Genomic DNA, 24,877 nt, shown 5'->3' with positions numbered 1-24,877 from the left:
AACCGCTGGATCAATCCCTGGTTGCGACCGTATAGTAGGGATTGCTTCAGGACTCCCAGTTAGCGTCTCCACGACGTGGAGATACAAAAGAATGTCCATCAGGGCGCGCGTATTCGGGGGATTCGGCCTCATCCTCCTGCTGACGGTCGCGGTTGCGGCGACCGGCTGGCACACCCTGACGGGCTTCGCCCGGCGGGTCGATACGGCCAATGCCGCCCAGATGCTGGCGAGCGAGATCGGCGATCTCGCGCTGGCCACCGACCGGGCCCTGAAGAGCGAGGACACGCGCCGGGAGGAGACCCTGCGGGCCGCGATCGCGCGGGTACGGGAGCGCGCGGTCGCCTTCGCGGGCCGCCTTGCGGACGATCCGAAGGCGGCCGCCTCCGCCGCCGGCATCGGCACGGCCCTCGACGGGTTCGAGGCCGCCATTAAGGCCTTCGGCAGCCAGAAGGCCGAGACGCGCTCGCTCCAGGACCGCCACGCCGCCCTGATCGCCGAGCTGCAGGCGACCGCCGCCGGCATCGGCGCGGCGCAGGAGCGCCAGCTGGCGGATGCCGGCAAGGCCCTCGACCGCGCCCTGGCCGACCAGAAGAGCGCCACCAGCACCGGCGTCGTGGTCGCCTTCGCGATCCGCTCGGCCCTCGAGATGCAGGTGCTGCAGGTCGGCTTCCTGTCGGGCGAGGGCGACGACGGCGCGCTGGAGCTGCAATCGAAGGTGAATTCCGTCGCGGTGCTGCTGCGCCGCCTCGGCGCCATGACCTCGACCGAGGCGGTCGAGCCGGCGCTGGCGGCCCTCGACGAGTACAAGGCCAAGATCGAAAGCCCGATGGGACCGGGCGGCAAGGCCGAGCGCGCCGAGGAGCTCGCGCCGCTGTTCGGCAGCCTGATCGTCGGCCTGCGCCAGATCGAGCAGGCCCAGAACAACGCCCAGACGGCCGCCCAGGTCACCCTGCGCACCCAGCAGGACCGGGTCGCCTCCGCGACCGGCCTGCTCACCGCGAGCGGCAAGGCGATCACCGCCGCCAAGGAGGCGCAGGTCCTGGAGCAGCGCCTGATCCTCGCGCGGGATGCCGCGGCCGCCAAGGACCTCGACACCACCGCCGCCGCCCTCATCGACCACGCCGAGACCATCCTGTACGGCGACATCGACGCCGCCGCCCAGGCCGTCCTGCGCGACCTCGGCGCCAAGGTGCGCGGCTTCAAGGACAGCATCCCGGAGATCGTGAAGGCGAACGCCGCGCAGGCGGCGATCCTCGCCGACCTCGACCGGCGCTCGGGCGAGCTGGTCTCGGCCGCCGAGGGCATCGGCGCCGGCGAACTCTCGCAGCTCGCGGCGGAGCGCGACCGGGCGCTGTGGCTGCTCGCCGGCGGCGTGGCGCTGGCCTGCGCCATCGGGGCGGCGCTGGCCCTCCTGATCGGGCGCGGCATCACCCGGCCGGTCGACCAGCTGTCGGGCGCGATGCGCAAGCTCGCCGACGGCGACCTCGCCACCGAGGTGCCGGCGCAGGGACGCCGCGACGAGATCGGCGCCATGGCGGCCACCGTGCGGGTGTTCCGCGAGGCCCTGCTCGCCAAGCGGGACGCCGACCGGGCCGCCGCCGAGGAGGCCGCCGCCAAGGCCGAGCGCGCCGCGCGCCTCGAGGCCGTGACCCGCTCGTTCGAGGCCAACGTGGTGGCGATGACCGAGACGCTGGGCGAGGCCGCCACCGGCATGGAGGCGACCGCCCGGGCGATGACCGAGGCCGCCGAGACCACCAACGGCCGCTCCGCCGAGGTGGCGGGCGCCGCCGAGCAGACGCTCGCCAACGTCCAGATGGTGGCGGCGGCGAGCGAGGAGCTCTCGGTCTCGATCGGCGGCATCGCCGCCCAGGTGGCCCAGTCCTCCGACATCGCCCGCGACGCGGTCGACCAGGCGCGCCGCACCGACGAGACGGTGCAGCGGCTGGTGAAGTCCGCCGATCAGATCGGCGACATCGTGGCGCTGATCTCCTCGATCGCCTCCCAGACCAACCTGCTCGCGCTCAACGCCACCATCGAGGCGGCGCGGGCCGGCGAGGCGGGCCGCGGCTTCGCGGTCGTCGCGGCGGAGGTCAAGGAACTCGCCAGCCAGACGAGCCGCGCCACCGCGGAGATCGCCCAGCAGATCGGCCACATCCAGGACACCACCGGCGGCGTCGTGCAGGCGATCCGGGAGATCTCGGGCGTGATCGAGCGGATGTCGGAGATCGCCGAGGGCGTGGCCGGCGCCGTCGACCAGCAGGGCGCGGCGACCCAGGAGATCGCCCGCAACGTCCAGCACGCGGCACAAGGGACGCAGGCCGTGACGACCGGCATCGGCGCGGTGCAGCGCGAGGCCGGCAGCACAGGGGCGGCGGCGGCCGAGGTGCTCGGCGCCGCCGATCGGCTCGGGCGCTATGCCGGCGAGCTGGAGCGGGAGGTGGCGGTGTTCCTGAAGGGGGTGAAGGCGGCCTGAGGCCGGTTCTGACCGGAGGGGATGAAGCAGGGGGGATGCGGGCAAGCCCGCATCCCCCCTTTTTTTTATTGCGATAGATGCCGGGCTTCGGATCGCTTCAGAGGACAATGTTCGATGTTAGCGCGGCACGGGGCGCCAGCGGATGACCGATCGAGGGTCGCGCACCGCTGCAACCCTCGCGCGCCCAAGACTACACCCCGACCCGCACCGTCAGCTCCCCCAATCTCCCCAGCTCCGCCCGCACGACATCCCCCGCCTCGACCGGCAGCGGCACCGTGGTGGTGCCGGTGGTCACGACCTCGCCCCGGCGCAGGCTCAGCCCCTGCCCCGACAGGGCGTTGGCGAGCCAGGTGAGCGCGAGGCGCGGGTCGTCGAGGGCGTTGCCGCCGCGGCCCTCATAGGGCGCCCGCCCCTCGGCGCCGATCCGGGTCGGCATCGCGGCGAGGTCGAGCGCGCGCCAGCCCTCCGGCGCCGGGGGGCCGAGGACGAAGAGGTGGGCGCAGGCATTGTCGGCGATCAGCGCCGCCTCCCCGGCCCGCTCGAACGCCTCCAGGCGCGAATCCGGAAATTCGATCGCCGGATGGGCGGTGTCGACCGCCGCCATCACCTCGGCGACGGCGTAGGGCTCCGCGCGGGGCGGCAGGTCGGCGCCCATGCGGAAGGCCACCTCGGGCTCGGCCACCCGCATCTGGTTGCCGGCGAGCGGGACGGGAGCGTCCGCCGGCAGCACCCGCTCGGCGAGGAGCCGCCCGGCGAGCGGCCCGTCGGCGCCGATATGGCGCTGGCCGGCGAGGCTCGTCGCGGCGATCTTCCAGCCGTAGAGGGGTTCGGCGCTGCGCGGCTCCAGCAGGGCCTGGATGCGGTAGGCCGCGGCGCGGTCGGCGGGGGCGAGGTCCGGCGGCAGGGCGGCGAGGAGGCGGCCCTCGCGCCAGTGGTCCCAGAGCAGGTCGGAGGCGGCCTGTTGCGTCATGCCGCCCTCCCGGTCAGGCCGCCGTCGACGGGCAGGGCCACGCCGGTGATGTAGGCCGCCTCGTCGGAGGCGAGGAAGAGCGCCGCGTTGGCGACGTCCCAGGCGGTGCCCATCCGGCCCATCGGGCAGGCGGCGTCGCGGGCCCGCACCATCTCGTCGGCATCCCGGTACTGGCCCGAGATCTGGTGGTGGATCAGCGGGGTGTTCATCAGCCCGGGCATGATCGCGTTCACCCGGATGCCGTCGCCCGCGTATTGCAGCGCCAGCCCGAGGGTGAAGTTGTTCACCGCCGCCTTGGCGGCGTAGTAGGCCGCGTAAGGGTAGCCGGTGTAGCGGATCGCCGCCGTCGAGGAGATGTTGACGATGCTGCCCGCGCGCTGCGCCAGCATGTGCGGCAGGACGTGCTTGCAGGTGAGGAAGCAGGTGGTGAGGTTGAGGTCGAGGGCGCGGTGCCACTCGGCCTCGGTCAGCTCGATCGGCCCGCCCATCTGCGCGTAGCCGACATTGTTGTGCAGGATGTCGATGCGCCCCTGCGCGGCCATCACCTCGGCGACGAGGGCGGCGACCGCGGCCGAATCGGTGGCGTCGCAGGCGGCGGCCGTGGCGGCCCCGTCCTCGCGCCGGATGATCTCGGCGGTTTCCTCGGCCGCCTCGCGCCGCAGGTCGACGCAGACCACCCGGGCGCCGTGGCGCGCGAAGGTCACCGCCGCGGCCTTGCCGTTGCCCCAGCCGGGCCCGGACGAGCCGGCGCCGAACAGCAGCGCGACCTTGCCCTCGAGCCGCCGCACGCCCGGGGCGTATCCGCCCTCCCCCATCGCATTCCTCCCCGGTGCCCCTCGCGCGGGGGCCCTCGTGTCGTCGCGCCTGTCGGCGCGTTGACGGGCAGCCTATAGAGATCGGGCACCGGCCGCAAAGCCAAGACGCGCACAAGGCCGAGACGGCCGCGCAGCCGAGGACGGCCGAGGAGGAGACGCCATGCCGACCCGCATCATCGCGAAGACCCCGCCCCGCCTCGACGCCGACCTGATCGCGCGCTTTGCCGCCGTGCCGGTGGCGGTGGTGGTCGATCTCCTGGAGGGCCGCACCCAGGTCGATCCGGCGATCCGGCCGCTGCGGCGCATCGCCGGGGGACCGGCGCTCCTCGGCAGCGCCGTGACGGCCGTGTGCGATCCGAAGGATTACGGCGCCGTCCACCACGCCATCGCGGTGGCCGAGGCCGGCGACGTGGTGGTGATCGATGCCGGGGGACGGAGCGACGTCGCGATGATCGGCGACCTGCTCTCGACGGCGGCGCGCCGCAAGGGGATCGTCGGGCTCGTCGCCGACGGGGCGGTGCGCGACACCGGCATCCTCGGCGGCTGGGGCGATTTCGCGGTGTTCACCCGCCACGTCACCGCGCGCGGCCCGGCCTCGAAGGACGGCGGCACCGTCGACGCGGTCGCGACGATCGGCGGCGCCACGGTCCATCCCCGCGACCTGATCCTCGGCGACGACGACGGCGTCGTGGTGATCCCGCGGGACGCCGCCGAGGGCCTGATCGACAAGGCGGAGGAGCGGGCCCGGGCCGAGATCGGCTGGGAGACGCGCCTCTCGGCCGGCGAGACCACGCTCGCGGTGTTCGGCGTGCCGGACGCGGTCAGGGCGTGAGATCCTCGTAGGCGATCCGGGGCACCGCGAAGCGGTCCCCGGTGCGGACGTAGAGGTCGCCGTAGAGACGCCCCACCGGCAGGAAGGCGCCGTCGCGCAGGTGGCGCCCGTCCGGGGTGAAGAGATCGTCCCGGGCGTGCAGCGACACGACCTGCCCGAGGACGATCCGGCGCTCGGGCGAGAGGTCGATCACCGTGTGGGTGCGGCAGCCCAGACTCGCCGGCGCCTCGGCGATCCGGTGCGGCGCGACGCCGGTGCAGGGCAGGAGCGTCAGACCCGAGGCCGGGATCTCGCTCTCGCCGGGCGGGAACTCGGCGGCGCAGACGGTCATCGCCGGAATCAGCGCCTCGTCGACGAGGTTGACCACGAACTCGCCGGTCTCGGCGATGGCGCGGGGCGTGTCCTTCAGGGTGCCGTCGGAGCGCAGGTTGAAGCTGAGCGCCACGACCGGCGGCTCCTCGGCGAGCACCTGGAAGAAGCTGATCGGCGCCGCGTTGTCGAGGCCGGCGCCCGAGCGCGTGGTCACGAGGGCGATCGGCCGGGGCGTCACCAGGGCGGTGAGCAGGCGGTAGCGGTCGCGGGGGGAGAGGTCGTCGAAGCGCAGCTCCATCGGCTCACCGCGTCCCGTCGAACGAGGTGGCGCTTGCGCGGTGCGTCGGCATCGGAATCCTCCCAGGGTTGTTAGCGCCTTATGGTCTGCAAGAGCCGAGCCGTCACGGGAGACAGCGGCGCGCGGCCGGCGCATGATGCCGGCAAAAGCGGGGGAGGCGCGCGATGGCGCAGATCTGGATCGAGGCGGCGCTCAACGGGCCGTGGGGGCGCGAGCGCCAGCCCGGCATCCCGATCACCGTCGCGGAGGTGGTGGCCGACGGGCTGGCGGCCGCCGCGGAAGGAGCCGCGATCGTCCACGTCCACGCCTACGATCCCGCGACCGGGCGCCAGAACGACGCCTGGGAGACCTATGCCCGCATCATCGAGGGCATCCGGGCGAAGGCCGACGTGATCGTCTACCCGACGATCCCGCTGGCGGGCTCGGACTACGCCGCGAGCGCGGCGAGCCGCTACGCCCATACCGAGGAGCTGGCCCGCCGCGGCCTGATCGAGTGGGCGGTGTGCGATCCCGGCTCGACCACCTTCCTGCGCTACGACGAGGCGTCGGCCCCGGAGAGCGGCTTCCTCTACCAGAACCCGATGCCCGACATCCGCGAGGGCCTGCGCATCGCCCGCACGCACCGCATCCGGCCCGGCTACGCCATCTACGAGCCGGGCTTCACCCGCCTGGGCGCGGCGCTCGCCGCCCTGGAGCCGCGCCCGCCGGTGCCGGTCTACCGCTTCATGTTCTCGGACGAGTTCGCCTGGGGCTTCCCGCCGCGGCCGGCCTATCTCGACGCGCATCTGGCGCTGCTCGCCGAATGCGCGCCCGGCGCACCCTGGATGGTGGCGGGGCTCGGCGTCGACATCCTGCCGCTGGTGCCGGCGGCGGTGGCGCGGGGCGGGCATGTCCGGGTCGGGCTCGAGGACGCGCCCTGGGGCAGCCCGCAGGGCAACCGGGCCTGGGTGGCGGCGGCGCGCCGGGCGATCGAGGCGGCGGGGGGCCGGGTGGCCGATGCCGCGGCGGTGCGTCACGATCTGGCGGTGCGGGACGGCGCGGGCTGAAAGACCCGCTCCACCCTCCCGCCTCCCGGATGACGGCCGCGTCGGCATCCGAGGGAGGGCGCGTGGATGAACCCCGGGGCGCGGATCGCGGTCAGGCCGCCCGCAAGGTCTCGATCTGGTCGAGCGCCGCCGCCCGCGCCGCGTCGATCCGGCGCTGCAGGTCGGGCAGGTCGGCGCCCGAGAGGCAGGCCTCCTCGATCTCGCGGCAGAGGTCGGACAGGCCGGTGAAGCCGAGGAGGCCGGCGGCCGAGATCATCGCGTGGGCGTCGTGGGCCAGCCCGGCGCGATCACTGCTGCGGGAGCGGAAGCGCTGATCGAGCTCGGTCGCCAGCATCCCGAGCAGGCCGTCGATCCGCTCGCGTCCCATCAGCGAGCGGGCCGCCGCGAAGGCCTCGACGTCGACCAGCGTCGGGACCGGGGCGGTCTCGCCGCCGTCGGCGCGGTGGCGGGCGATCGCCGCGGCGAGCTCGGCGCGCTTGAACGGCTTGCCGACATGGCCGTCCATGCCGGCGGCCCGGAAGGTCTCGATCTGGGCCGGCAGCACGTTGGCGGTCATCGCGACGATCGGCACGGTGCCGGCGGGTCCCGCCATCGCCCGGATCGTCCGGGTGGCGGTGAGCCCGTCCATGCCGGGCATCTGCACGTCCATCAGCACGAGGTCGTACGTCTTGGCCCGCACCGCCTCGATCGCCGCCGCGCCGTCGCCCGCGACGTCGACGTTGTGGCCCTCCGCCTCGAGCACCGCCCGGGCGAGGTCCTGGTTGATCGGCACGTCCTCGACCAGCAGCAGGCGGGCCGGGTGTACCGGCCGGGGCCGGCCCTCCGCGGCCTCCGCGGCCGGGGCCGGGCAGGCCGGCAGCGGCACCCGGAACCAGAAGGTCGAGCCGGCGCCCGTCCGGCTCTCGACGCCGATCGTGCCGCCCATCAGCTCGACCAGGCCCTTGCAGATGGCGAGCCCCAGGCCGCTGCCGCCGTATTGCCGCCGGATCGAGCCGTCGACCTGGCTGAAGCGCTGGAACAGCCGGCCGTGCTGCTCGGGGGCGATGCCGATGCCGGTATCGCTGACGCAGAACCGCAGGCTCCCCCCTTCCGCCTCGACCCGCACCGCGACCCGGCCTGCGGGGGTGAACTTGACGGCGTTGTTGAGGAGGTTGAGCAGGATCTGGCGCAGGCGGTCGGGATCGCCCCGGACCCAGTCCGGCACGGCGGGATCGAGGGCGACGTCGAGAGCGAGGCCCTTGGGCTCGGACAGGCCGCGCACGATCGAGGCGGCGTTGTCGACGAGCGCCGCCGGGGCGAAGGGCACCTCGGACAAGGCGATGCCGCCGGCCTCGATGCGCGAGAAGTCGAGGATGTCGTCGACGACGGTGAGCAGCGCCCCGCCCGCCGCGGCGATCCGGTCGACGTAGCGCCGGTGCCGGCCCGGCAGGGTGCGGTCGGCCAGCAGCAGGTCGGCATAGCCGATGACGCCGTTGAGGGGCGTGCGGATCTCGTGGGACATCGAGGCCAGGAAGTCGCTCTTGGCCTGGCTCGCCCGCTCGGCGGCGATCCGCGCCTCCTCGAGGGCGCGGGCATGACGCTGGCGCTCGCCGACGTCCCGGAAGGTCGCGATGATGGCGGGCTCGCCCGGCGCCGCCCCCGGGATGCGCCGGAACGCCCCCTCGACCCAGATCCACGCCCCGGTCCGGTGGCGGGCGCGGCAGACCACGCTGACCTGCGGCTCGCCGGCGGCGAGGCGGCGGGCCTGGGTGACCAGGAGGGCGAGGTCCTCGCGGTGGACGCAGTCGCGCAGGCGCATCGCGACGACCTCCTCGGGCGTGTAGCCGAGGAGGCGCCGCACCGCCGGCGAGACGTAGCTGCGCCGGCCGTCGTCGTGGGCGAGCACGATCAGCTCGCTGGTGTTCTCGGCGAGCAGCCGGTAGCGCGCCTCCCCGGCCGAGAGCATGCCGGCGGCGCGCCTCGCCTCCGCCTCGAGGTCGCGGTGGCGCAGCATCGCCCGGGTCAGCCCGAAGCCGAGGCCGACCAGCACGGTGCTGATGCCGAGCACCACCGCGGCGTCCTGGCGCACGCCCTCGCGCCAGGCCGCCAGGGTCTCGTCCTTGGAGACGCCGGTGGTGACGAGGAGCGGGGCGCCGGCGACGCGCTGGAAGCTGCCGTAGCGCGAGACGCCGTCGATCGGCGAGGCACTGCCGTCGTAGGTACCGCCGGCGACGCCGGCGGCCGCGCGCATCAGGGCTCCGCCCGCGACGCTCAGGCCGACCTTGTCGGGGGCGTAGGGGTGGCGCACCAGGATCACGCCATCGCTGCGCAGGAGCCCGATGGCGCCGTTCGGGCCGAGGTCGAGCCGGCCGTAGAGCCGCTGCAGCTCGGTGAGCGAGAGGTCGGCCACCGCGACGAGCGGCGTCTCGCCCGGGCGCGGCATCACCAGGCGGGCGACGCTCACGAACCAGGAATCGGCCGGCCCGATCCGGGTCGGCCAGCCGACCGCGAGCTCGGACTGGCCCATCGCGAGGGCTGAGCGCACGAGCTCGGCGTCGGACGGGCGGCCCTCGGTGCCGACGCCGCCCTGGCCGTACAGGACGCCCGCGGTGGTGCCGTCGAGCACCCGCACGCCCATCACCGCCGGGACGTGGGCCATCAGGCCGGACAGGAGCTGGCGGGTGTAGCTCGGGTTCGCCCCGAAGGTGTGGGCGTCGACCCGGGCGGCGGCGGCGCTGAGCAGCATGTCGACCGAGGAGACAAGGCGGTTCGCCTCCTGGCCGAGGGCCTGCACCACCGCCTCGGCGGTGCTGCGGGCGTCGCGGATCGTGCGCTCGTAGTCGCGGGTATCGGTCCAGACCGTGACCGTGGCGAGCCCGAGGCAGGTCGTCAGCACGCCCGCCCAGACGCCGCCGATGAGACTGCGGTAGGACCGCTTCAGGTTCATCTCTCGCGCCCCACGCTCCGCCCGGCACCCCTTCGGGCATCCCGGGCGGGCCGCAAGCCTGAAGGGGTACGGGGCGGGCGGGCCGGCCGCAAGGGTTTCTTGCCGGTGCCCGGCCGGCCCGTTCGGCGAAGGCCGGGCCCACCCCCTCCGGCCGCCGAAGCGGCCGGAGGGGAGCGCGTCACATCGCCTCGAAGCGGATCGGCTGGGCGCCCTTGAGCAGGGTCATGCGGCCGAGGTCGTAGACGTGCTCGATGCCCGTGGTGATGGTGAGGAAGTGGTTGCCGGCGAGCTGGCCGACCTTGCTGGCGAAGTGCACGCCGCCGTAGGCGAGCAGGATCTCGGTCTCGCTGATGCCGCCGGGATAGAGGATCATCTGGCCGGGCGCCGGGTAGCTGGTGTGGTTCTCGTAGCCGACGCCGAAATCGAGGTCGCCGAGGGGCATCCACACACCCTCGCCGCTCCAGCGGACGTGGATGACCTCGCTCACGAACGGCAGCGCCTTGAGGAAGGCGGCGCAGGTCTGGGGCGCCTTCTCGAGCTCGAGACGGCCGACGAGGTCGAACGGGCCGGCCTTGATCTTCAGTTCCTTCACGGGGGATCTCCTGATGTGGTGGGGAGAGGGGGACGGGGGCGTTCGGGGGCCGGGACCCGCTAAGCTAAGCGGATCTCGCCGAAGTGGTTACCGGTTCGGCGCCGAAGATCTGCGGCAGCAAGAGAACCCGAATGGGCGAAGCGCTGGCCTGCCGACGCAAGTCCGCTCAGGACCGGGCCAGGGCCTCCGGCCGCAGGTGGCGCAGCACGTCGACGAGCAGGCGCACCGCCGTGTCGACGTCGGCCTCGGCGACCGATTCGGCGGGCGAGTGGCTGAGCCCGCCGGCGCAGCGCACGAACACCATGCCGATCGGGCACAGGCCCGCCAGCGCCAGCCCGTCGTGGCCGGCGCCGCTCGGCAGGCTCAGGGGCTGCAGGCCGAGCCGGGCGATGCCCTCGGCGAGCGCGTCCCGGAAGGCCGGCGCGCAGGCGGCGGCGGGCTCGTCGTAGCTCGATTCCGTCGTGACCGCGACGCCGCGGCGCTCGGAGATCGCCGCGAAGGCGGCGCCGAGCCGCGCCAGCGCGGCATGCCGCACGGCGTCGCTCGGGCTGCGCAGGTCGAGGCTGAACCGGGTCATGGCCGGGATGACGTTGACGGCGCCCCGCGGCACCTCGATCCGGCCGACCGTGGCGACGAGGTCCGGGGTGGCCTGCGCCTCGGCCTCGACCGCCAGCACCATCTCGGCCGCCGCCGCGAGCGCGTCGCGGCGCAGGGGCATCGGCACGGTGCCGGCATGGCCCGCCCGGCCCTCGACCGTGACGACGAGGCGGCTCGCGCCCGAGATCGCCGTGACGATTCCGACCGGCAGGTCCGCCGCCTCGAGGACCGGCCCCTGCTCGATATGGACCTCGAGGTAGCCCAGCACCGAGGCCGGGTCGCGGGCGAGCGCCGACAGCGCGTCGGGATCGCCGCCGAAGTCGCGCAGGGCCTGCGCCAGGGTGATGCCGTCGCCGTCGCGGGCGTCGAGGAAGTCGGGCCGGACGAGGCCGGCGAGCGCCCGCGAGCCCGTGAGGGTCACGGGGAAGCGCACGCCCTCCTCGTCGCCGAAGGCCAGCACCTCGACCGCGAAGGGCAGGCGCTCGCCCGCCTCGTGCAGCGCCCGCGCGGCGGCGATGCCGACCACCACCCCGAGGTTGCCGTCGTAGTGGCCGGCATCGCGCACGGTGTCGATGTGCGAGCCGACGAGGAGCGTCGGGGCGCCGGGCGTGTCGGCCTCGTAGCGCCCGACCACCGTGGCGGCGGCATCGAGCCGGACGCTCATGCCCGCCTCCTCCATCCAGGCGGCGACCTGCCGGGCCGCCGCCGCGTGGGCGGGGGTGAGGTAGAGGCGGGTGAGCCCGTCGGGATCGGCGCTGAAGCGCGCCAGCTCGGCGAGGCGGGCCATCACGGCGCCGCCGCAGGTCTCGGAGGTTCCGGGGCTCTCGGAGGCGGCGGGCGGCCGGTCGTGCTGCATGGCGGTGGGCTCCGATCGAGGCCCCGGGTATGGCCGGTCCGCGGGCCTGTCCAGCCTCGCGCTCCGGCGGGGCCGCGCCGCCAACCCCTGCCCCCGCCCGTGCTGGACATCCAATATCGCGTTGCGTATGATCCAGTCGTTTCGCGTCTCGATCGGCCGCCGGGCCGTCCGCCGAAGCATCCTCCCCCTTGCTGCCGGAGCGGTCGCCGTGGAGCTGCGGCACCTGCGCTACTTCGTGGCGGTCGCCGAGTCCCTGAGCTTCACCGCCGCGGCGGAGCGGCTCGGCGTGTCGCAGCCGCCGCTCAGCCAGCAGATCCGCGACCTCGAAGCCGAGCTCGGCACGCCGCTCCTGTGGCGCACCAGCCGTAGCGTCGCCCTCACCCCCGCGGGCACCGCCTTCCTGGCCCGGGCGCGCGGCATCCTGGGCGAGGTCGAGGAGGCCTGCGCCGAGGCCCGCGCCGTCGGGGCCGGGCGCACCGGCACCCTCGATATCGGGCTCACCGGCTCGATCCTGGCCGGCCCGCTCGGGCGGCTGATCCGGCTCTTCGGCGAGCGGTATCCCGGCGTGCTGGTGCGCCTGCACGAGATGCCGCCCGGCGAGCAGCCGGCGGCGCTCCACGCGCAGCGCATCGATCTCGGCTTCCTGCGCCGGCCGCCGGAGGATCCGTCCCTGAAGGTGGTGCGGGCCTGGCCCGAGGCGGTCGGCGTCGCCCTGCCGGCGGGGCACCGCCTCGCGGCCCGCGCCGCGATCGCGCTGGCCGACCTGCGCGACGAGCCCTTCGTCTCCTTGCGCGACTCGCGCTTCGCCACCGACCTGTGGGAGGCCTGCCGGGAGGCGGGCTTCGCGCCGCGCCCGGTGCAGCAGGTGGTCGAATCGGCCTCGCTCGTGAACCTGGTGGCGGCGGGCCTCGGCGTCGCCCTGGTGCCCGAATCGGCCTGCGCGGCGACGCGGCCCGACATCGCCTACCGGCCGCTCCTCGGGCCCGCTCCGACCGCCGACGTCTGCGCCCTCCACCGGGGCCCGGCCGGCGCCGTGACGGAGAACTTCCTCGCCCTGATGCGCGAGGCGCTCGGGCCGGCGGACGGGGCGGCGGCGCGTAGGGTTTCTGAAATCTTCCCGGAGCGATAATCAGGCCCCCGTCCGCGATCTCCCGCGGCGGGCAGGCGTGGTTGCAGGTGACCGAGGGTGTGCGCATGACCGAGAAGACCCGAGTCGCCGTCCTGTACGGCGGCCGATCCGGCGAGCACGAGGTCTCGCTTCGCTCGGCGGCCTCCGTGATCCGCCACCTCGACCGGGACCGGTTCGAGGTCATCCCGGTCAGCATCGACAAGGCCGGGCGCTGGCAGCGTCACGACCTGCGCCGGATCACCCAGACCGGCGACGAATCCCTGGCGATCCCGCCGGAGAGCCCCGAGGTGCGCCTCGCCGCCGCCGCGGATGGGCGCGCCGCCGTGGCGAGCCTCGCGGGCGCGCCGGAGCGCGCGGAGATCGACGTGGTGTTCCCGGTCCTGCACGGGCCGCTCTGCGAGGACGGCACGCTCCAGGGCCTGCTCGAGCTGACCGAGACGGCCTATGTCGGCTCGGGCGTGCTGGCCTCGGCGGTCGGCATGGACAAGGACGTCACCAAGCGGCTGGCCGGCCTCGCCGGCATCCCGATCGCCCCCTACCGGGCCTTCACCCGCAGCGCCTACGAGCGCGGGGTGGTCTCCCTCGACGACATCGCGCGCGCCATGACGCTCCCGGTCTTCGTCAAGCCTTGCAACATGGGCTCCAGCGTCGGCATCCATAAGGTGAAGGCCTGGGCCGACCTGCCGGCGGCGCTCGCCGACGCGTTCCGGTACGACGTCAAGGTCCTGGTCGAGCAGGGCATCGACGCCCGCGAGGTCGAGGTGGCGGTGCTCGACGGCGCCCCACCCTTCGTCAGCGTCGCCAGCGAGCTGAACCCGCAGGCCCACCACGACTTCTACTCCTACGCCGCCAAGTACCTCGACCCCGAGGGCGCCAGCGTCGACCTGCCGGCCAGGATCGGCCCGGAGCAGATGGAGCGGGTCCGCGCGCTGGCATTGCTGGCCTTCGAGGCCCTCGAATGCAGCGGCATGGCCCGGATCGACTTCTTCCTCGACCGCCAGAGCGGCGAGTTCTACCTCAACGAGGTCAACACCCTGCCGGGCTTCACCTCGATCAGCATGTACCCGAAGATGATGGAGGCTTCCGGCATCCCCTATCCGGAGCTGCTGACACGCCTGATCGACCTGGCGCTGGAACGCCACCGGACGCGACGCGGGCTGAAGCGGGAACTCGCCGACTAGAGCATTTTCCGACGAAGTGGAAACCGGTTCGTCGCAGAAAATGCGACAAAGCAAAGACTTAGAGAGCTTCGCGATTGCATCGCGATCGTGAAGCGCTCTAGAGCATTTTCCGACGCGGTGGATACCGGCTCGTTGAAGAAAATGCGGCAAAATCAAAAATCTAGAGAGCTTCGCGATCGTGAAGCGCTCTAAGGCGCTCGTCCGGACGGGCCTCGCCGGCCCGCTTCCTGGGATGGATGACTCGGGACGTCACATACCAACAGCCTGAAAGCCTGTTTGACTTGTAACGACGCAATCGCGAGGGGATTTTCTATCGTACCCTCCACCTCATCCTGAGGTGTGAACGCAGTGAGCCTCGAAGGAGGGATCCGGTGATCTCGGAGACTTCTGGAGCCCTCCTTAGGGGTTAGTCGATCGTTGATCGACCAACACCTCAGGATGAAGTTGCTGGCGGTCCAGAATATGTCGATCGGTCAAACAGGCGCTGGGACGCCGACGCATTAGACTGTTGACCTAGCGGAACACCCTCCCCCACAGAGGGGGAGGGGTCACCCTCTCGGCCGTCCCATCCCGTGAACAGAACCAACGGGGCCTCAAACGACCGTTGGTATTACTTGTGGGATTACTTGCACTCCTCGCGGGTGCGCTTCATCGCCTCGCCGAAGCCGTCGAGGGCGTATTCGTCGATCGAAGCGTTTCCGCGCTGCGAGACCGCCTTGACGACGACCTTCTTGCCCCGGCCCATCTCGGAGACGACCTTGCTCTCGTCGGCGGGGTTCTGGACCCAGGCGTTGCTGCCCTTCACCACCAGCGCGTAGCGGGCCGCGCCGATCGTCAGGCTGGGATCGGCGGCGCTCGGGCTCGGCACGGCGCCGTTGGCCGCCGCCGTGGTGGCCTGGGCGCTGCCGGGCTTGGGCGCGAAGCCCAGCATCACCGCGACCTCGTTGTTGACCTTCTCGCCCTTGCGGACGGTGACGAAGAGATAGGCCGGATCGCGCTTGAGGCTCTTGGGCAGCCGCACCTGCGGCTGGCTGATGGCGTAGCAGAGGCGCGCCTTGCCCTCGCCGGCGGCGAAGACGTTCCAGTCGCCGAAGGTGCCGATCGGGCTCGCCTGAAGGCTGGCGGGGGCGGCCTCGGCCTTGGGCTTCGGCTTGGCCGCGGCGGGCAGGACGAGGAGGGACAGGCCGGCGGCGGCCAGGAGGAATGCGCGAATCATGCGGGAACTCTAGTCGCGGGCGGTGCGCTTGCCCACCCGATTGCCGGAAAATGCGGCGAAATCAGTGGGCTACACCGCCGCTTCGCCGAATTGCTGCGGTGCAGGAATGACCCCGCCGCGCCGGTGGGGCAAGGTCCGGCCCCGGAAACGCACGCGAGAGGCCGCGAAGGTCGCATGACTGCCCCATCCCCGTCGGACCTGCCCGAGACCATTCCGGTGCGCGAGGCGCACCGCTTCCCGACCGAGGCCCTGGAGGCCTTCCTGCGGGAGCAGGGGCTGGGCGCCCTGCACGAGTTGCGGCAGATGCGCGGCGGGCAGTCGAACCCGACCTTCCTGGTGATGGCCGAGGCCGGCGAGTACGTGCTGAGGAAGCAGCCGCCGGGCAAGCTCCTGCCCTCGGCCCACGCGGTCGACCGGGAGTTCCGGGTGCTGCAGGCCCTGTCGCGCACCGACGTGCCGGTGCCGCAGGCGGTCGCCTTCTGCGCCGACCCGTCCGTCATCGGCACGCCGTTCTACCTGATGGAGCGGCTGCACGGCCGGGTGTTCTGGGACCCGATGCTGCCCGAATTGCCGCGCGAGGAGCGGGCCGGAATCTATCACGGGATGAACGAGGCGCTGGCGCGGCTCCACCTCGTCGATCCGGCGGCGATCGGGCTTTCCGATTTCGGGCGCGCCGGCAACTACTTCCAGCGCCAGGTCGAGCGCTGGTCGAAGCAGTGGACCGCCTCGAAGACCCGCGAGAACGCCGCGATCGACCGCCTCGCCGAGTGGCTGCCGGCCCACATCCCGGCCGACAGCGACGAGACCCGGATCGTCCATGGCGACTTCCGGCTCGACAACATGATCTTCCACAAGACCGAGCCGCGGGTGATCGGCATCATCGACTGGGAGCTGGCGACGCTCGGCCACCCGCTCGCCGACCTCGGCTACAACTGCATCGCCTACAACACCGACCCGACCGCCTACCGGGGCATGCTCGGGCGCGACCTGCCGGCGCTGGGCATCCCGACCCAGGACGAGTACGTGCGCCGCTACTGCGAGCGGACCGGGCGCAAGGACGGCATCACCCCGTTCCACGTCGCCTTCGCGCTGTTTCGCCTGGCGGTGATCCTGGAGGGCGTGCTGGCCCGCTCGAAGGCCGGCAACGCGTCGAGCGACGAGGCGAGCCAGAAGGGCGCGCTCGGCATCGCGCTCGCCGAGCGGGGCTGGGAGCTGGCGCGCAGCCAGGCTTGACGGAGGGCGGCCGCGGGGTCGCGCGCCTACCGCCGGCCGGACTCAGCCGGCGGCGCGCTCGCGCTCGCGCCGTCGCTGCAGGCGGGTGACGCCGTAGATCGTCGCGAGCCGCAGGCGGGCGGAGCGGACCTGCGGCGCGCTGCGCTCGGCCTGGACCGCCGCGATGGTGCGGAGCGCCGCCGCGACGGAGCGTTCGAGGGCGGCGGTCTCGTCGCCGCGGGTGGATCGGACGGGCTGCATCGGGATCTCCCCTCCTGCTGTCTCGGATCCGGTTTGACCCGGACAATCCGGCGCGGGCGGGGCCGGATGGTGGCGGCATCCGGCCTTGATTTCGGATTTCGTTCACCATCCCCGCCCCGGAGCCGCGGCGTGCGGCCGTCAGGCGAGCGGCACCGTCGGCCACGCGGCCGAGACCGCGGCGGCCGCGTCGAACAGGCCGTCGACGCCCTCGCGCCAGAGCGAGAACAGCGTCGGCGGGCTCAGCGCCAGGACGGCATGGACCTCCCGGCCGCCGAGGCGGAACTCGGCACCGAGGTGCCGGGCCAGGGCCCGCATCCGCCGGTTGCCCGGCAGGCAGCGCAGGTGGATCCTCCGGGTGCCGGCGTTGCGGGCGGCCTCGGCCAGGCGCGCGCCGAGGGCGCCGCCGAGCCCGCGGCCACGATGGCCGGGCGCCACCGCGAAGGCGATCTCGGCCTCCGCGGAGGCGCCCTTCGGCCGCAATTCACCGACGCCACGCAGGATTCCGTCCGCGAAGGCGCCGAAGACCAGGCCCTCGGCGGACACGGCGTGCGAGGCGTAGGCCGCGGCCGCCGCCTCGCTCACCGTGCCCATGAAGCGGTCGAAGCGGGACTCGGGGTCGAGGTCGCGAAACAGCGTGACGACCGCGTCGCGGTCGCTCGACCAGAGGCGCCGGACCAGGGTGCCGGCGGGGATGTTTCGGGTGTCTGGCATTCTCGAGGTGCACTCCGGACAAGGACGGCACGATCTCGAGCGTTTCCCCACCCCGGCCGAAACCGGGATTGTGCAATGCAGCAGATAGGGACGCCGTTCCGGGGCTGCACGGCACGACGGCCGTGCCCCGGGCGCATGCGGCCGCCATGATCTCACCGCATTGCGCGGGCCGGCCCCGCGGGATAAGCCCCATGCCGTGACCCAAAGCCCCGCTTCCGCCGCCGCCGGCCCGGTCGCCGCCCGCTACGACGCCCTGGTGGCGTCGGGCGCGATCGAGCGCGATCCCGCCCAGACCGACCTCGTCGCCCGCCTCGACGGGGTGATCCGCGACCTCGCCGCGGTGCCGCCGCCGGCGAGTCCGGGCGTGCTCGGCCGGCTGTTCGGCCGCAAGCCCGAGCCGGTGGCGGGCCCGCGCGGCCTCTACGTCTGGGGCCTCGTCGGTCGCGGCAAGACCATGCTGATGGACCTCTTCCACGAGGAGGCCCCGGCCCCGAAGCGCCGGGTGCATTTCCACGCCTTCATGGGCGACGTGCACGAGCGCATCCACCGCCACCGCCAGGCGGTGAAGCAGGGCACGGCACGGGGCGACGACCCGATCGCCCCGGTGGCCGAGGCCCTGGCGGCGGAGGCGCGGCTTCTCTGCTTCGACGAGTTCACGGTCACCGACATCGCCGACGCGATGATCCTCGGGCGGCTGTTCACGGCGCTCTTTGCCCGCGGCACCGTGATGGTGGCGACCTCGAACGTCGAGCCCGACCGCCTCTACGAGGGCGGCCTCAACCGCGCCCTGTTCCTGCCCTTCATCGACCAGCTCAAGGAGCGGGTCGCGGTCGTGCGGCTCGATTCGCGCACCGATTTCCGCCTGGAGAAGCTCGGCGGCAGCCCGGTCTACCACGTCCCGGCGGACGACGCGGCGGCGGCCGCCCTCACCGGCGCGTTCCGGGCCCTGTCCGGCGAGGCGCAGGGCCGGCCGACGGCGATCCAGGTCAAGGGCCACGACGTGGCGATCCCCGAGGCCGCCGGCGGCGTCGCCCGCTTCACCTTCGCGGATCTTTGCGCCCGGCCGCTCGGTGCGGCCGACTACCTGGCTCTGGCCGAGCGCTTCCACACCGTGATCGTGGACGGCATCCCGGTGATGGACCTGGCGCAGCGCAACGAGGCCAAGCGCTTCATCATCCTGGTCGACGCGCTCTACGACACCCGCACCAAGCTGCTCGCCTCCGCCGCCGCCGAGCCGACCGGGCTGTACCTGGCGGATTCCGGCCGCGAGGCGTTCGAGTTCGAGCGCACGGTCTCGCGCCTGATCGAGATGCGCTCGGAGGAATACCTCGCCCTGCCGCACGGACGGCCGGATTCCGAGGCCTCGGGCAGCACGACCGGGCTGGTGGAGACCTGAGACGCGCTTCTTGATTGCGCCGCAATCTGCGCGCCGAAGCGGTGGCGCGTCCGCGCTGTTAGTTCATTCCCACCGAGGCCTCCGATGACCCCCTCCCCGCATCCGACCGACCTGTCGCCCGAGCATGCCGTCGCGGCGATCTCGCGCTGGCTCGCGGTGGAGAGCCCGACGGACTCGGTCGAGGGCGTCAACCGGATGATGGACCTCGTCGCCGGAGAAGCCGCCGGCCTCGGGCTGACCGCCGAGCGGGTGCCGGGCCGCGACGGCTTCGGCGACAACCTGATCCTGCGGGCCGGCCCCCGGAACGGCGAACCCGGCATCCTGGTCCTGTCCCACCTCGACACCGTGCACCCGGTCGGCACGCTCGCGAACGACCTGCCGGTGCGGGTCGAGGGAGACCGGCTCTACGGGCCGGGCGTCTACGACATGAAGGGCGGCGCCTGGCTGGCGCTCCAGGCCTTCGCGGCGGCGGCGCGGGGCGGGCTCGCGCGGCGCCCCCTCACCTTCCTGTTCAGCAGCGACGAGGAGACCGGCTCGCAATCGACCCGCGGGCTGATCGAGGATCTCGGCCGCACGAGCGCCGCGGTGCTCGTCACCGAGCCCGGCCGCGACGGCGGCAAGGTGGTGACCGGGCGCAAGGGGGTGGGCCGCTTCGACGTCCATGTCGAGGGCCGTCCCTCGCATGCCGGCACCCGCCACGCCGACGGCCGCAACGCCATCCGGGAGGCCGCCCGGCTGATCCTCGAGATCGAGGGGCTGACCGATTACGCCCGCGGCGTCACCACCACGGTCGGGACGATACTCGGCGGTACCGCCGAGAACGTCGTGCCCCAGCATTGCCGCTTCGCCGTCGACCTGCGGGTGGTCACCGCCGCCGACGGCGAGGATTATGCCGGCCGGATCCTGGGCTTGCGCGCCTCGCCGGATTTCCGCGTCACGGTGACCGGCGGCATGAACCGGCCGCCCTACGACGCGGAGGCCGGCGCCGCGCTCTACGCCCACGCCAAGGCGCTCGCCCGCGACGAGCTCGGGCTCGACCTCGGCGCGGTGCCGCTCACCGGCGGCGGCTCGGACGGCAACTTCACCGCGGCGCTCGGCATCCCGACCCTCGACGGCCTCGGCATCGACGGCGACGGCGCGCACACGCTCCAGGAATACGGCCTGATCTCGTCGATCGCGCCGCGCCTACGGCTGATGCGGCGGCTGCTGGAGACGCTGTGAGCGTGCCCGGGACGGCGATCTTTCGCGCCCTCCCCGCGTTGCCGGCCCGCATCCTGCACGGATGCGGGACCGCCACGGATGACACCCGCGCATGACCGACCGCACCAACCCCTGGGTGACGCTCTCGCGCGAGCGCCGCTACGAGGACCGCTACCTCGGCGTCGACCTCGACCAACTGCGCCACGAATCCGGCCGCGAGCACCCGCACGTCGCGCTGCGTTTCAAGGTGTTCGGCGTTGCGGTGCTGCCGGTCGATCCCGCGGGGCGGGTGACGCTGATCGGGCAGTACCGGTACGTCCTCGACCGCTTCACCTGGGAGCTGCCGCGCGGCTCGGGCTCGGTTTCCGACGACGCGCTGGCCACGGCCCGGCGCGAGCTGTCGGAGGAGACCGGGGACGAGGCCGGATCCTGGCTCGAACTGCTGCGGCTCGACGCCTCGCCCGGCATCTCGAGCGAGCGGGTCCCGGGCTTCGTCGCCTGGAACCTCACGCGCGGGCCCTCGCATCCCGACCCGCAGGAGAGCCTGCGCCTGCGCCGCCTGCCCTTCGCCGCGGCCCTCGACGAGGCCCTGTCGGGCGCGATCACCGACGGGCCGAGCGTCGCCCTGCTCCTGTGCCTCGCCGAGCGGGCCCGGCGGGGCGACCTGCCGGAGGATCTGTCGGCGCTGCTGCGAGGGTAGGGCGGGAGGCTCAGCGCGCCGCGAGTTCCCGCAGCAGCGCCTCGTGGAACCGGTCCGGCGCCTCGACCTGCGGGGCGTGGCCCAGCCCCTCGAACATCACCAGCCGGGCGCCCTTGATCCGCCCCGCCACCTCCGGCGCGAGCCGGTCGTAGCGCCCGAGCGTGGCGGCGATCTCCGGCGTCGCCCGGTTGGCGCCCGGCGCGGTGCGGTCCTTGGTCCCGGCCATCAGCACCGTCGGCACGCGCAGGCGGTCGACTTCGTGCACCACCGGCTGGGTGAACACCATGTCGGAGGTCTGGGCCTGGTTGAGGGCCACCCGCTCCGCGCCCGGGCCCGCATAGAGCCCGGCCTGCATGTCGACCCAGCGGTCGTAGGCCGGCTTCCACTGGCCGTCGTAGTAGAACTTGAGCTGGTAGGCCTTGATGCTCGCCGCACTCGTCCTGCGCTCGGCGGCGTAGGCCGCGTCGATCGTCTGGTAGGGCACGCCCTTGGCCTGCCAGTCCTCGAGCCCGAGCGGATCGACCATCACCAGCTGGTCGACCGCCTCGGGGAACATCAGGGCGTAGCGGGCGGCCAGCATCCCGCCCATCGAATGCCCGACGATCGTCGCCTTGGCGATGCCGAGGGAGGCGAGCAGCCCGTGGGTGTTGGTGGCGAGCTGCTGGAAGCTGAACTGGTAGCCGGCGGGCTTCGAGGACTTGCAGAAGCCGATCTGGTCGAGGGCGAGCACCCGGTAGCCGGCGCGCGCCAGGACGCCGGCCGTGTCGCCCCAGGTCGCGGCGCAGAAGTTCTTGCCGTGGAGCAGCACGATCGTGCCGCCGTTCGGGCGCTCCGGCACGACGTCCATGTAGGCCATCGACAGGTCCTGCCCCTGCGATGCGACGGCGTGGCGCTTCACCGGATAGGGATAGTCGAACCCTTCGAGCTCGGGCCCGTAGGAGGGAGCGGCCGCGGCGGCGGTCGCGGACAGGAGGCAAAGGGCGAGGAGCGGATAGCGCATCGAGCGGATCTCCCGGACGGTGGCAGGCTCTTACACCGTCGCCGACCGCACCGCAGGAGCCTGCGTGGTCGCGCGACGGTCCTTCCGCCCTCGGATGGCGGGGTGGCCGCGGGTCGGCATCGCGGTTAACCTTGGGGCAAGTCCGGGCGGCGAGGGCCCGTCGCGGTGGATCGCGCCCGCCCCGGGTGCCCGGGCCCGCGCCGCCGGCCGCCACCGGCCGTCACGACAGGAGAGGACACCGTGATCGACGGAGCGACCCTGATCGCCTGGGGCTTCAAGCCCGGCCGCTGGTTCAAGCAGGGGCTGGAGACGGCCAACGCCATGCGTGCCGCCGGCGAGAGCGACGATGCGATCTTCGCCCAGCTGCAGACTCTGGTGCCGCCCGAGACGCTGATGCGCACGAACGGCCTGCCCTACGGCCTGTTTCTCGATACCGAGACCCCGGCCGAGCGGGCGAATGCCGCGTCCGTGGCGGCCCATATGGATGCCCTGATGCGCGTGCCGACGATCAAGGCCGGTGCCGTGATGCCGGATGCCTGTCCGTCGGGGACGCAGCCGGGCACCATCCCGGTGGGCGGCGTGGTGGCGTGCGAGGACGCCATCCATCCCGGCTTCCACTCGGCGGATATCTGCTGCTCGGTCGCCGTCACGGTGTTCAAGCGCGACGACGACCCCGCGAAGGTGCTCGACGCCGTGCAGCGGGTGACGCATTTCGGGCCCGGGGGACGGGACACGCCGATCCGGCCGGTCTTCGAGGGCGAGGCGGCGTTTTCCGACAACCCGTTCCTGAAGGGCCTCGAGAACATGGCGCTCGGGCATTTCGGCAGCCAGGGCGACGGCAACCACTTCGCCTTCGTCGGCCGGCTCAAGTCGAGCGGCCGGATCGCGCTCGTGACCCATCACGGCTCGCGCGGCCTCGGCGCGCAGCTCTACAAGCGCGGCATGGCGGCGGCCCGGCGCCATACCGGGATCGTCGCCCCGCGCGTGCCGGCGCACAACGCCTGGATCAAGGCCGACAGCCCGGACGGCGAGGCCTACTGGCAGGCGCTCCAGATCGTGAGGAACTGGACCAAGGCCAACCACGGCATCATCCACGCGATGGTGCGCCAGGAGATCGGCAACCAGGTCCTGGACGCGTTCTGGAACGAGCACAACTTCGTGTTCCGGCGCGACGACGGGCTGTTCTACCACGGCAAGGGCGCGACGCCGTCTTGGTCGGGCTACGCTGCGGACGACGACGGCCGCACCCTGATCCCGCTCAACATGAGCGAACCGATCCTGATCGCACGGCATCGCGACCACGGGGGGTCGCTCGGCTTTGCCCCGCACGGGGCCGGCCGCAACGCCTCGCGCACCCAGCACCTGCGGGAGAACGGCGTGGCGCTGGCCGCCGAGCTGGCGGCCCTGCAGGCTCGCGGCCTCGACATCCGGTCCTATTGCGGCGTCCCCGACCACTCGGAGCTGCCGAGCGCCTACAAGAACGCCGCCTCGGTACGGGCCCAGATCGCCAAGTACCACCTCGCCGAGATCGTCGACGAAATCGAGCCCTGCGGCTCGATCATGGCCGGCGACTGGGAGCACGACGCTCCCTGGCGCAAGGCGCGCTGAACCGGCGGAATCCGGGGCGCCGGAGCGCGCTTGCGTTTCCGGCGTCGTCCCGCCATATAGGCCTCGGGAGGTTGGCGAGGGACGTTTCACTCGCCAACCGGGTCAGGTCCGGAAGGAAGCAGCCCTAACGAGACCGAGCGGGTTTTCGTCCAGCCTCCCACCCCTCCCCTTTCAGGAGCGCGTGCGCCCCCTCTCCGGGGGCCGCCCTCACGACCCTGCGAGCGTATGGACGAGACCTCCGGCACGCCCTCGATCGACGAGCCGGGTCTCCCCGGGTTCGGCGCCGCGCCGAAGCAGAGCGCCGGCCAGCCGCCGGCCCCCGCCTACCGGGTCCTGGCGCGCAAGTACCGCCCCAAGGATTTCGACGACCTGATCGGCCAGGGCGCCATGGTGCGCACCCTGGCGAACGCCTTCGAGGCCGGCCGTATCCCGCAGGCCTGGATGCTCACCGGCGTGCGCGGGGTCGGCAAGACCACCACCGCCCGCATCCTCGCCCGCGGCCTCAACTACGCGCTCCCCGACGACCCGAATGCCGGGCCGACGATCCGGTTGCCGACGCTCGGCCTGCACTGCGCCGCCATCATGGAATCCCGGCACATCGACGTGCTGGAGATGGACGCCGCCTCGCATACCGGCATCGACGACGTCCGCCAGATCATCGACGGGATCCGGTATTCCCCGGTCTCGGCGCGCTACAAGGTCTACATCGTCGACGAGGTCCACATGCTGTCCGAGAAGGCGTTCAACGCCTTCCTGAAGACGCTGGAGGAACCGCCGCCGCACGCGAAGTTCGTCTTCGCCACCACCGAGATCCGCAAGGTTCCGGTCACCATCCTGTCGCGATGCCAGCGCTTCGACCTGCGCCGGGTCGAGGCCGGGGCCCTGATCGCGCACCTGCAAAAAATCTGTGACGCGGAAGGCGTCTCGGCCGAGGCCGAGGCCCTCGCCGCCATCGCCCGGGCCGCCGAGGGCTCGGTGCGCGATTCGCTGTCGCTCCTCGACCAGGCGATCGCCCACGGCGCCGGCCACGTCACCGCCGAGACGGTGCGCGACATGCTCGGGCTCGCCGACCGCGCCCGGGTCGTCGACCTGTTCGAGGCGGCGATGCGCGGCGACGTGCCGGCGACCTTCTCGGAGCTGCGCTCCCAGCACGAATCCGGCGCCGACCCGGCGGTGGTGCTCGCCGACCTCGCCGAGTTCACCCACCTCGTCACCCGGCTGAAGCTCGCGCCCGACTCCGCGCGCTCCGACACCTCGCTCAGCGAGGTCGAGCGGGTGCGCGGCGGCGACTTCGCCGACCGGCTCTCGGTGCGGGCGCTGTCGCGCGCCTGGCAGATCCTGCTCAAGGCGATCCCCGAGGTGCAGGCCGCGGCCCGGCCGCTCGCGGCGGCCGAGATGGCGCTGGTGCGTCTGATCTACGCCGCCGACCTGCCGACCCCCGACGAGGCCCTGCGCCAGATCCGCGACGGCGGCAGCCTCGCCCTGCCGGCCCGGGCGCCGGGCGCGGCCCCGTCCGGCGCCTCCGCGACGGCGGGCGCCCCCGTCC

Annotated in this window: 21 protein-coding genes and 1 other RNA gene; 12 read left to right on the top strand and 10 right to left on the bottom strand. The window is 73.1% G+C overall.

Features of this window, described 5'->3' with window-relative positions:
• Positions 1 to 91: 91 nt before the first annotated feature.
• Positions 92 to 2,473: a methyl-accepting chemotaxis protein gene (locus tag HPY23_RS07660; protein ID WP_091888821.1), complete on the top strand. Its 2,382-nt coding sequence runs from the start codon at positions 92 to 94 to the stop codon at positions 2,471 to 2,473.
• Positions 2,474 to 2,663: 190 nt separating this feature from the next.
• On the opposite strand, the gene HPY23_RS07655 is transcribed toward HPY23_RS07660, so the two are convergent.
• Both HPY23_RS07655 and HPY23_RS07650 read right to left on the bottom strand, forming a co-directional pair.
• Entirely contained in the window at positions 2,664 to 3,443 is a 780-nt protein-coding gene (locus HPY23_RS07655; protein ID WP_091888819.1) for a 2-keto-4-pentenoate hydratase, read from the bottom strand.
• Positions 3,440 to 4,258 carry an SDR family NAD(P)-dependent oxidoreductase gene (locus HPY23_RS07650; protein WP_060848425.1) on the bottom strand — a complete coding sequence of 273 codons (819 nt, stop codon included), beginning with the start codon at positions 4,256 to 4,258 and terminating at the stop codon, positions 3,440 to 3,442. The genes HPY23_RS07655 and HPY23_RS07650 overlap by 4 nt, the downstream gene beginning before the upstream one ends.
• Positions 4,259 to 4,418: 160 nt before the next feature.
• Here HPY23_RS07650 and HPY23_RS07645 point away from each other — a divergent pair, with 160 nt between their 5' ends.
• On the top strand, positions 4,419 to 5,090 hold the full coding sequence (locus tag HPY23_RS07645; protein ID WP_060848424.1) for an RraA family protein: 672 nt from the start codon (positions 4,419 to 4,421) through the stop codon (positions 5,088 to 5,090).
• Here the strand turns inward: HPY23_RS07645 and HPY23_RS07640 are convergent.
• Positions 5,080 to 5,700: a flavin reductase family protein gene (locus tag HPY23_RS07640; protein WP_175540025.1), complete on the bottom strand. Its 621-nt coding sequence runs from the start codon at positions 5,698 to 5,700 to the stop codon at positions 5,080 to 5,082. The genes HPY23_RS07645 and HPY23_RS07640 overlap by 11 nt on opposite strands.
• 164 nt (positions 5,701 to 5,864) lie before the next feature.
• Here HPY23_RS07640 and HPY23_RS07635 point away from each other — a divergent pair, with 164 nt between their 5' ends.
• Positions 5,865 to 6,746, top strand: a complete 882-nt coding sequence (locus HPY23_RS07635) for a 3-keto-5-aminohexanoate cleavage protein (protein WP_060848422.1) — start codon at positions 5,865 to 5,867, stop codon at positions 6,744 to 6,746.
• 91 nt (positions 6,747 to 6,837) lie between these two features.
• On the opposite strand, the gene HPY23_RS07630 is transcribed toward HPY23_RS07635, so the two are convergent.
• From HPY23_RS07630 to HPY23_RS07620, 3 genes are all read right to left on the bottom strand, one after another.
• Positions 6,838 to 9,672, bottom strand: a complete 2,835-nt coding sequence (locus HPY23_RS07630; RefSeq protein WP_091888815.1) for an ATP-binding protein — start codon at positions 9,670 to 9,672, stop codon at positions 6,838 to 6,840.
• 178 nt (positions 9,673 to 9,850) lie between these two features.
• Positions 9,851 to 10,264 (bottom strand): DUF3830 family protein, encoded by a 414-nt coding sequence (locus tag HPY23_RS07625; protein WP_048450618.1) that lies wholly within the window; start codon positions 10,262 to 10,264, stop codon positions 9,851 to 9,853.
• Positions 10,265 to 10,430: 166 nt separating this feature from the next.
• Positions 10,431 to 11,717 carry an allantoate amidohydrolase gene (locus HPY23_RS07620; protein WP_091888813.1) on the bottom strand — a complete coding sequence of 429 codons (1,287 nt, stop codon included), beginning with the start codon at positions 11,715 to 11,717 and terminating at the stop codon, positions 10,431 to 10,433.
• A gap of 208 nt (positions 11,718 to 11,925) precedes the next feature.
• Here HPY23_RS07620 and HPY23_RS07615 point away from each other — a divergent pair, with 208 nt between their 5' ends.
• Positions 11,926 to 12,846: a LysR family transcriptional regulator gene (locus tag HPY23_RS07615; RefSeq protein ID WP_091888864.1), complete on the top strand. Its 921-nt coding sequence runs from the start codon at positions 11,926 to 11,928 to the stop codon at positions 12,844 to 12,846.
• A gap of 65 nt (positions 12,847 to 12,911) precedes the next feature.
• Positions 12,912 to 14,027 carry a D-alanine--D-alanine ligase family protein gene (locus tag HPY23_RS07610; protein WP_091888811.1) on the top strand — a complete coding sequence of 372 codons (1,116 nt, stop codon included), beginning with the start codon at positions 12,912 to 12,914 and terminating at the stop codon, positions 14,025 to 14,027.
• Between the two features lie 622 nt (positions 14,028 to 14,649).
• Here HPY23_RS07610 and HPY23_RS07605 read toward each other — a convergent pair.
• Complete coding sequence (locus HPY23_RS07605) at positions 14,650 to 15,243, bottom strand: invasion associated locus B family protein (protein WP_060848420.1); 594 nt, start codon at positions 15,241 to 15,243, stop codon at positions 14,650 to 14,652.
• A 174-nt stretch (positions 15,244 to 15,417) separates the two neighbouring features.
• Between HPY23_RS07605 and HPY23_RS07600 the strand changes: the two genes are divergently transcribed.
• The gene (locus HPY23_RS07600) at positions 15,418 to 16,476 is read left to right on the top strand and encodes a phosphotransferase (RefSeq protein ID WP_091753589.1); all 1,059 of its coding nucleotides are present in this window, start codon (positions 15,418 to 15,420) and stop codon (positions 16,474 to 16,476) included.
• A 42-nt stretch (positions 16,477 to 16,518) separates the two neighbouring features.
• On the opposite strand, the gene HPY23_RS07595 is transcribed toward HPY23_RS07600, so the two are convergent.
• Both HPY23_RS07595 and HPY23_RS07590 read right to left on the bottom strand, forming a co-directional pair.
• Entirely contained in the window at positions 16,519 to 16,716 is a 198-nt protein-coding gene (locus HPY23_RS07595) for a hypothetical protein (RefSeq protein ID WP_060848418.1), read from the bottom strand.
• Positions 16,717 to 16,854: 138 nt separating this feature from the next.
• Positions 16,855 to 17,427 carry a GNAT family N-acetyltransferase gene (locus HPY23_RS07590; protein WP_091888809.1) on the bottom strand — a complete coding sequence of 191 codons (573 nt, stop codon included), beginning with the start codon at positions 17,425 to 17,427 and terminating at the stop codon, positions 16,855 to 16,857.
• A 196-nt stretch (positions 17,428 to 17,623) separates the two neighbouring features.
• On the opposite strand from HPY23_RS07590, the gene zapE reads away from it, so the two are divergent.
• From zapE to HPY23_RS07575, 3 genes are all read left to right on the top strand, one after another.
• Positions 17,624 to 18,823, top strand: a complete 1,200-nt coding sequence (gene zapE, locus HPY23_RS07585; RefSeq protein WP_060848416.1) for a cell division protein ZapE — start codon at positions 17,624 to 17,626, stop codon at positions 18,821 to 18,823.
• An 84-nt stretch (positions 18,824 to 18,907) separates the two neighbouring features.
• A complete protein-coding gene (locus HPY23_RS07580; protein WP_091888807.1) occupies positions 18,908 to 20,044 on the top strand; it encodes a M20 family metallopeptidase in 1,137 nt (378 codons plus the stop codon).
• Positions 20,045 to 20,135: 91 nt separating this feature from the next.
• Positions 20,136 to 20,723 (top strand): NUDIX domain-containing protein, encoded by a 588-nt coding sequence (locus HPY23_RS07575; protein WP_091753585.1) that lies wholly within the window; start codon positions 20,136 to 20,138, stop codon positions 20,721 to 20,723.
• A gap of 10 nt (positions 20,724 to 20,733) precedes the next feature.
• On the opposite strand, the gene HPY23_RS07570 is transcribed toward HPY23_RS07575, so the two are convergent.
• Positions 20,734 to 21,723: an alpha/beta fold hydrolase gene (locus HPY23_RS07570; RefSeq protein WP_091888805.1), complete on the bottom strand. Its 990-nt coding sequence runs from the start codon at positions 21,721 to 21,723 to the stop codon at positions 20,734 to 20,736.
• Between the two features lie 243 nt (positions 21,724 to 21,966).
• Between HPY23_RS07570 and HPY23_RS07565 the strand changes: the two genes are divergently transcribed.
• From HPY23_RS07565 to HPY23_RS07555, 3 genes are all read left to right on the top strand, one after another.
• Positions 21,967 to 23,331, top strand: coding sequence for an RtcB family protein (locus tag HPY23_RS07565; RefSeq protein WP_459564378.1), 1,365 nt, complete (start codon positions 21,967 to 21,969; stop codon positions 23,329 to 23,331).
• 65 nt (positions 23,332 to 23,396) lie between these two features.
• Positions 23,397 to 23,493: signal recognition particle sRNA small type (ffs, locus tag HPY23_RS07560), an RNA gene on the top strand.
• Positions 23,494 to 23,556: 63 nt separating this feature from the next.
• The coding region (locus tag HPY23_RS07555; RefSeq protein ID WP_200601866.1) for a DNA polymerase III subunit gamma/tau at positions 23,557 to 24,877 on the top strand (1,321 nt) is incomplete at its 3' end.

This window comes from Methylobacterium ajmalii, assembly GCF_016613415.1.
Lineage (GTDB): Bacteria > Pseudomonadota > Alphaproteobacteria > Rhizobiales > Beijerinckiaceae > Methylobacterium > Methylobacterium ajmalii.
The sequence above is the reverse complement of the archived record's forward strand: the minus strand, read 5'-3'. Positions and strand labels throughout refer to the sequence as shown.